Consider the following 6,399-nt stretch of genomic DNA (forward strand, 5'->3'; position numbering starts at 1 on the left):
AATGTCCCGGCCCGGCCCCGTCCTCCTCGAGGTCACGGACCTGCGCGTCGCCTACGGCAAGGCGCACGTCGTCCACGGCGCCTCGCTCACCGTCCGCGAGGGCGAGTTCGTGGTCGTGCTCGGCCGCAACGGGGCCGGCAAGAGCACGATCCTGCACGCGCTCTCGGGCCTCATCGGCAAGCAGGGCGGCCGGGTGACCTTCGCGGGCGCCGACATCACGCGGGCGAGCCCCCGGGACATCGTGCGGGCGGGGCTGGTGCAGGTGCTCGAGGGGCACCGGGTCTTCACGAGCCTCAGCGTCGAGGACAACCTGCTCGTCGGCACCTACGCGGGCCGCGGGGGCGCCCAAGCGGCGGGGCTCGAGCGGATCTACGCCGATTTCCCCGAGCTCGCCGAGAAGCGCCACCAGCAGGCCTCGCGCCTGAGCGGCGGCCAGCAGCAGATCCTGGCCGTGGCGCAGGGGCTGATCGCGGACCCGCGCCTCCTGATCCTCGACGAGCCCTCGGGCGGGCTCGCCCCCCTGGTGGTCGACCGCATCCTCGACGTGGCGAGCCGGCTCTCGGCCGCCGGCACGGCGGTGCTGCTGGTCGAGCAGCTCGTCGAGAAGGCCCTGCGGCACGCCACCTACGGCTACCTCCTGGAGACCGGCGCGGTGGCGGGCGAGGGCACGGCTGCGGAGCTGCAGGACAGCGCCCTCCTGCGCCGGATCTACCTCGGCGGCGCGGAGGCGGCCTGACCGGATGGCACCCCGCAGGGCAGACGAGGGGCGGGCGGGCGCGGTCGGCCCGGCGGGCGGGCCCGCGGAGCCGAACGCCGTGCAGAAGGTCTGCGCCCTGCTGCGGGCGCTCGCCGCCCCGGGCCCGCGGCGCCTCTCGGAGCTCGCGGCCGAGACCGGGCTCAACAAGGTCACGGCCCTGCGTATCCTCGACACCCTGGCCCAGGAGGGCTTCGTCGCGAGGGCGCCCGACGGGCGCGGCTGGCGGCCCGGCCCCGAGAGCCTCGCCCTCGCGGCCGGCGCCGGGCGTCCCGACGACCTGCGGGCCCTCGCCCGCCCGAGCCTCGTGCGGCTCGCCGAGATCTCCGGGGACACGGTGCTGCTCTCCGTGCGCAGCGGCGTCGAGGCGGTCTGCGTCGAGCGCGAGACCGGCTCCTACCCGATCCGCGCCAACTACCTCGACATCGGCAGCCGGCGGCCCCTCGGCGTCGGGGCGGGCTCGCTCGCGCTCCTCGCCTGGCTGCCGGACCGGGAGGTTGACGCGATCCTGGGCATCGTCGCGGGCCGCCTCGAGGCCTATCCCCGCCTCGGGCTCGCGGCGATCCGGGAGGCCGTCGCGGCCGCGCGGGCGCGGGGCTACGTCGTGCTCCTCGACCGGGTGGTCGACACGATGGGGGCGATCGGGGTGCCGGTGCGGGACCCGGGCGGCCGGACGGTCGCGGCGCTCAGCATCGCGGCCCTGAGCGCGCGCCTCGCGGCGCGCGAGGCGATGCTGGCCGAGGCCCTGCGGCGGGAGGCGGACCTGATGGAGCGCGAGCGGGTGCCGGCGGACACGCGGGGGAGGGCGTCATGAGCTGGATCACCGGGGTCGGGCTGACCCCGTTCGGGCGGCGGGAGGGCCGCACCACCCTCGACCTGATGAGCGAGGCCGCCGCGGCGGCGCTCGCCGGCGCGGGCGTCGCGCGCGAAGGCGTCGACGGCGTGATCTGCGGCTACTCGACCACGCTGCCGCACCTGATGCTCTCGACCGTGTTCTGCGAGCATTTCGGCCTGAGGCCCGCCTACGCGCACGCGGTCCAGCTCGGGGGAGCCACGGGGTTCGCCATGGTGATGCTGGCCCACCTCCTGGTCCGGGCCGGGGCGGCGGAGCGCATCCTGGTGGTGGCCGGGGAGAACCGGCTCACCGGCCAGAGCCGCGACAGCGCCGTGCAGACGCTGGCCCAGGTCGGCCACCCGGCCTACGAGGTGCCGCTCGGGCCGACGATCCCGGCCTATTACGGCCTCGTCGCCAGCCGCTACGCCCACGAGCACGGCGCGGCGCCGGAGGACCTCGCGGAACTCGCCGTGCTGATGCGCGCCAACGCCGCCCGGCATCCCGGCGCGCACCTGCGCGCGCCCGTCACGGTGGCCGAGGTGATGGCCTCGAAGCCCATCGCGGCGCCCCTGCGGCTCCTCGATTGCTGCCCGGTCTCGGACGGGGGCGCGGCGATCCTCGTCGCGCGCGAGCCCGGCCCCGGCGGCGGGGTGCGCATCGCCGGCGCCGCCCAGACCCATCCCCACCAGCACGTCAGCGCCGCGCCCTCGCTGACCGTCTTCGGGGCCGGCGCCTGCGCGGCGCGGGCGCTGGCGCAGGCGGGACGCAGCCTCGCGGACGTGCGCTACGCCGGCATCTACGACAGCTTCACCATCACGCTGGCGATCCTCCTGGAGGATATCGGCCTGGCACCCCGCGGGGGGGCCGGGCGGCTCGCCCGCGAGGGGCACTTCTCGGCCGGCGGGCCGGTGCCGCTCAACACCCATGGCGGGCTCCTGTCCTACGGCCATTGCGGGGTCGGCGGCGCCATGGCGCACCTCGCCGAGACCTGGATCCAGATGCGGGGCCTCGCCGGCGACCGCCAGGTGCCGCCGCCCGCGACCGCGCTGCTGCACGGCGACGGCGGCGTGCTCTCCTCCCACGTCAGCCTGGTGCTGGAGCAGCCCGCATGACCCCCGACCCGCATCCGGGCGACTGGACCACCGGCCGGCCGGCCCTGACCTACCAGGAATGCGGCGCCTGCCGGCAGCGCTGGTCCTTCGCCCGCGGCTTCTGCCCGGCCTGCGGCAGCGCCGCGGTCGCGACCCGCGAGGCCTCCGGGCACGGGACGGTCCACGCCCTCACGGTGGTCGCGAGGGCGCCGTCCGAGGCGCTCCGGGCCCACGCGCCCTACACGATCGTCCTCGTCGACGCCGCGGAAGGCTTCCGCGTGATGGCGCACGGCGAGGGGCCCCTCGCCATCGGCGATCCCGTCCGCGTGCGCTTCAAGCCCTTCGGCGAGCGCCTGATTCCCGCCTTCCACCGCGAGGCCGCCCCATGAGCTCCTCCCGCGAGACGCCGTCCCTCGGGGCCGCCCTCGATCCCCGCTCCATCGCGGTGATCGGCGCCTCCGAGAACCCGAACAAGATCGGCGGGCGCCCGCTCCTCTACCTGTCGCGCTTCGGCTATCGGGGCAGCGTCCACCCGATCAACCCGAACCGGGCGGAGGTCCAGGGCCTCAAGTCCGTGCCGCGCCTGGCGGATCTCGACGCTTCGCCCGACCTCGCCATCATCGCGGTCCCGGGCGAGGCGGCGGTGGCGGCCCTCGACGAGTGCGCGGCGGTCGGCGTCAAGGTCGCGGTGATGATGGCGTCCGGCTTCGGCGAGACCGCCGGCGGCAAGGCGCAGGAGCGCCGGATGGTCGAGCGGGCCCGGGCCCGCGGCCTGCGGATCGTCGGGCCGAACTCCCAGGGCCTCGCCAATTTCGGCAGCGGGGCGGTGGCGAGCTTCTCCACCATGTTCATCGAGGCGGCCCCGGCGGACGGGCCCGTCGGCATCGTCAGCCAGAGCGGGGCGATGAGCGTGGTGCCCTACGGGCTGCTGCGCGGGCGGGGCATCGGCGTGCGCCACGCCCACGCCACCGGCAACGACGCCGACGTGACGGTGTGCGAGCTCGCCGCCGAGGTGGCGCAGGATCCGGGCCTGAAGCTGCTGCTCCTCTACCTCGAGAGCATCCCGGACCCCCACCACCTCGCCCGGGCCGCCGCGACGGCGCGGGAGCGCGGCGTGGCCGTGGTGGCGCTGAAATCCGGCCGCACCCCGGCCGGCCAGGCGGCGGCGCTCTCCCACACGGGGGCGCTCGCCAACGAGGACCGGGTGGTCGACGCCTTCCTGGAGCAGCACGGCATCTGGCGCGCCCGGGACACCGGCGACCTCGTGGCGGCGGCCGAGCTCTACCTGAAGGGCTGGCGCCCGGACGGGCGGCGCTTCGTGGCGATCAGCAACTCGGGCGCGACCTGCGTGCTGGCGGCCGACGCCGCGAGCCAGGTCGGCATGCCCCTCGAGCCCCTCGGCCCGGAGACGCAGCAGGCGCTGCGGCGGATCCTGCCGAGCTTCGCCGCCACCGCCAACCCGGTCGACATCACGGCGGCGCTCCTCACCAACAGCGGCCTGTTCGGCCAGATCCTGCCGGTGATCGCCGCCGACGCCTGCGCGGACGCCTTCCTGATCGGCCTGCCGGTGGCGGGGGCGGGCTACGACGTGCCGGCCTTCGCCCGCGACGCCGCGGCCTTCGCGGACGGGACGGGCAAGCCCGTGGTGGTGAGCGCGCCGCAGCCGGGCGTCGCCGCGGCCTTCCGGGCGCAGGGGCTGCCGGTGTTCGAGTCGGAGGGCGCGGCGGTGCGCGCCCTGCACCAGCTCATCGCGCACCACGAACTGGTCGCCCGGGCGGCGGGCCGCCCCGTGCCGGAGCCGGCGGGCCGCCCCGTGCCGGAGCCCGCGGGCGGGCGTGAGGGGACCCACCGCCTGCTCAACGAGGCCGAGAGCCTGGCGCGCCTCGCGGCGTCCGGGGTGCCGGTGGTGCCCCACCGCCTCTGCCGCACGGCCGAGGAGGCCGTGGCGGCCCTCGCGGCGCTCGGCGGCCCCGTCGCCGTCAAGGGCTGCTCGGGCGAGGTGGCGCACAAGTCGGAGCTCGGCCTCGTCCATCTCGGCCTCAGCGACGCCGGCGCGGTGGCGCGGGCCTTCGCGGCCTGCCGCGACGGGCTGGCGGGCGCGGGCGCGGCCTTCGACGGCGTGGTCGTCGCCCGCATGGCGCGGGGCCGGCGCGAGCTCATGGTGGGCGCCCACCGCGACCCGAGCTTCGGGCCCGTGGTGGTGATCGGCGACGGCGGCCGCTACGTCGAGGCCCTGCCGGACACGCGGATCCTCCTGCCCCCCTTCGGCCCCGGCGAGGTGCGGGCGGCCCTCGCGTCCCTGCGCGTCGCCCCGATCCTCGCGGGCGTCCGGGGCGAGCCGCCCGTCGCCCTCGAGGCGTTCGTGGCGTGCGCGTGCGCGGTCGGGCGCCTGATGACCGAGCCCGGCGCTGGCATCGCCAGCCTCGACCTCAACCCGGTCCTCGTCGGGACGCACGAGGCGGAGTGCCTCGCCCTCGACGCCGTCGTCGTCCTGCGCGAGGGCGCGGCCTGACCGGGCCGGGTGCGCGCGGTCCGGATTGCGGGATCCAACCCGGCCGCCGCGGGTTGCCCCCGGATTGCCGTGGGCCCCGGGGGCCTTGCGGCGGCAGGAAGGGAAACGACCCATGAGGAAGATCGCGATTCTCAGTGCCGTGATGATGCTCGCCGCCGGGCCGGTGCTGGCCCAGGGCCGCCCGGCCGGAAGCTCCTCCGGGGCGGCCGGCAACGCCGAGGAGAACAACAAGCCGACCTCGAACTCCGCCGGCGGCGGCGGCGGCTCCGGCAAGTAGGGCGCGCCGGCGCGGGGCGCCGCCGGCCGGCCTCCCCGCGTCGCGCACGCGTCCGGCGCCAAGAGATCGAGGGGGGCCGAGGCCGCGCCCGCGCGCTCAGGGGCCCCCACGGCACGCCAGCACGGGACGAGACCGCATGACGGGCCGCGCCAGCCCCTGGGAGACGCTCGCGAGCGAGCGCCGCTACGACGACCGCTACCTCCAGGTCGACGTCGACCGGCTCCGGCACGAATCCGGCCGCGAACATCCGCACGTCGCCCTGCGCTTCAAGGTCTTCGGCATCGCCGTGCTGCCGGTCGACCCGCAGGGCTGCGTCACCCTCGTCGGCCAGTACCGCTACGTTCTCAACCGCTTCACCTGGGAGGTGCCGCGCGGGTCGGGGCCGGTCTCGGCCGCGCCTCTCGAGACGGCCCGGCGCGAATTGTCCGAGGAGACCGGCTACGAGGCGGCCTCGTGGCTCGAGGTGCTCCACCTCGACGCCTCCCCGGGCATCTCGAGCGAGCGGGTTCCCTGCTTCGCGGCCTGGGCCCTGAGCCGGGGCGGGGCGCATCCCGACCCCCAGGAGAGCCTGCGGCTGCGGCGGCTGCCGTTCGGCGAGGCCGTGACGGCGGCCCTGTCCGGCGAGATCACGGACGGGCCGAGCGTCGCGCTGCTGCTGGCGCTGAGCGCGCGGGCAGGCCGCGGCGACCTGCCCGACGACCTGCTGGCGCTCCTGCGCGCCTGAACCCGACCGGGGGGGCCACCGGGCAAAGGAAACCCGCCGCGGCGGGGCCGGGCGGGGAGTGGAGGTCCTTGAGTCGCGCGAGCGTATCCCACCGGCAGAGCCGGCACATCATCCGTTTGCGGGATGCGTCGGCCCGTGCCGCTGCCCGGGGCAGGGGACCTCGCCGGCTCCGTCGCGGAATCGTCGCGCGGGGAGTTGACGGGGGC

General features: G+C 76.7%; 7 protein-coding genes. All 7 read left to right on the forward strand.

Annotation, left to right across the window (positions count from 1 at the left end; all coding sequences use genetic code 11):
* Position 1: 1 nt before the first annotated feature.
* On the forward strand, positions 2 to 736 hold the full coding sequence (locus DT057_RS10645) for an ABC transporter ATP-binding protein (RefSeq protein ID WP_128562069.1): 735 nt from the start codon (positions 2 to 4) through the stop codon (positions 734 to 736).
* 79 nt (positions 737 to 815) lie between these two features.
* Entirely contained in the window at positions 816 to 1,568 is a 753-nt protein-coding gene (locus DT057_RS10650; RefSeq protein ID WP_162501374.1) for an IclR family transcriptional regulator, read from the forward strand.
* Positions 1,565 to 2,701, forward strand: coding sequence for a thiolase family protein (locus tag DT057_RS10655; protein ID WP_128562071.1), 1,137 nt, complete (start codon positions 1,565 to 1,567; stop codon positions 2,699 to 2,701). Before DT057_RS10650 ends, DT057_RS10655 begins: the two co-directional genes overlap by 4 nt.
* Entirely contained in the window at positions 2,698 to 3,069 is a 372-nt protein-coding gene (locus DT057_RS10660) for a Zn-ribbon domain-containing OB-fold protein (RefSeq protein WP_128562072.1), read from the forward strand. The genes DT057_RS10655 and DT057_RS10660 overlap by 4 nt, the downstream gene beginning before the upstream one ends.
* Complete coding sequence (locus tag DT057_RS10665; RefSeq protein WP_128562073.1) at positions 3,066 to 5,192, forward strand: acetate--CoA ligase family protein; 2,127 nt, start codon at positions 3,066 to 3,068, stop codon at positions 5,190 to 5,192. The genes DT057_RS10660 and DT057_RS10665 overlap by 4 nt, the downstream gene beginning before the upstream one ends.
* A gap of 112 nt (positions 5,193 to 5,304) precedes the next feature.
* Positions 5,305 to 5,469, forward strand: coding sequence for a hypothetical protein (locus DT057_RS36110; protein WP_203236244.1), 165 nt, complete (start codon positions 5,305 to 5,307; stop codon positions 5,467 to 5,469).
* A gap of 136 nt (positions 5,470 to 5,605) precedes the next feature.
* Positions 5,606 to 6,193: an NUDIX domain-containing protein gene (locus DT057_RS10670; RefSeq protein WP_128562074.1), complete on the forward strand. Its 588-nt coding sequence runs from the start codon at positions 5,606 to 5,608 to the stop codon at positions 6,191 to 6,193.
* The last annotated feature ends 206 nt before the right edge of the window (positions 6,194 to 6,399 follow it).

Origin of the sequence: Methylobacterium crusticola (assembly GCF_003574465.1) — a bacterium.
GTDB classification, from domain to species: domain Bacteria; phylum Pseudomonadota; class Alphaproteobacteria; order Rhizobiales; family Beijerinckiaceae; genus Methylobacterium; species Methylobacterium crusticola.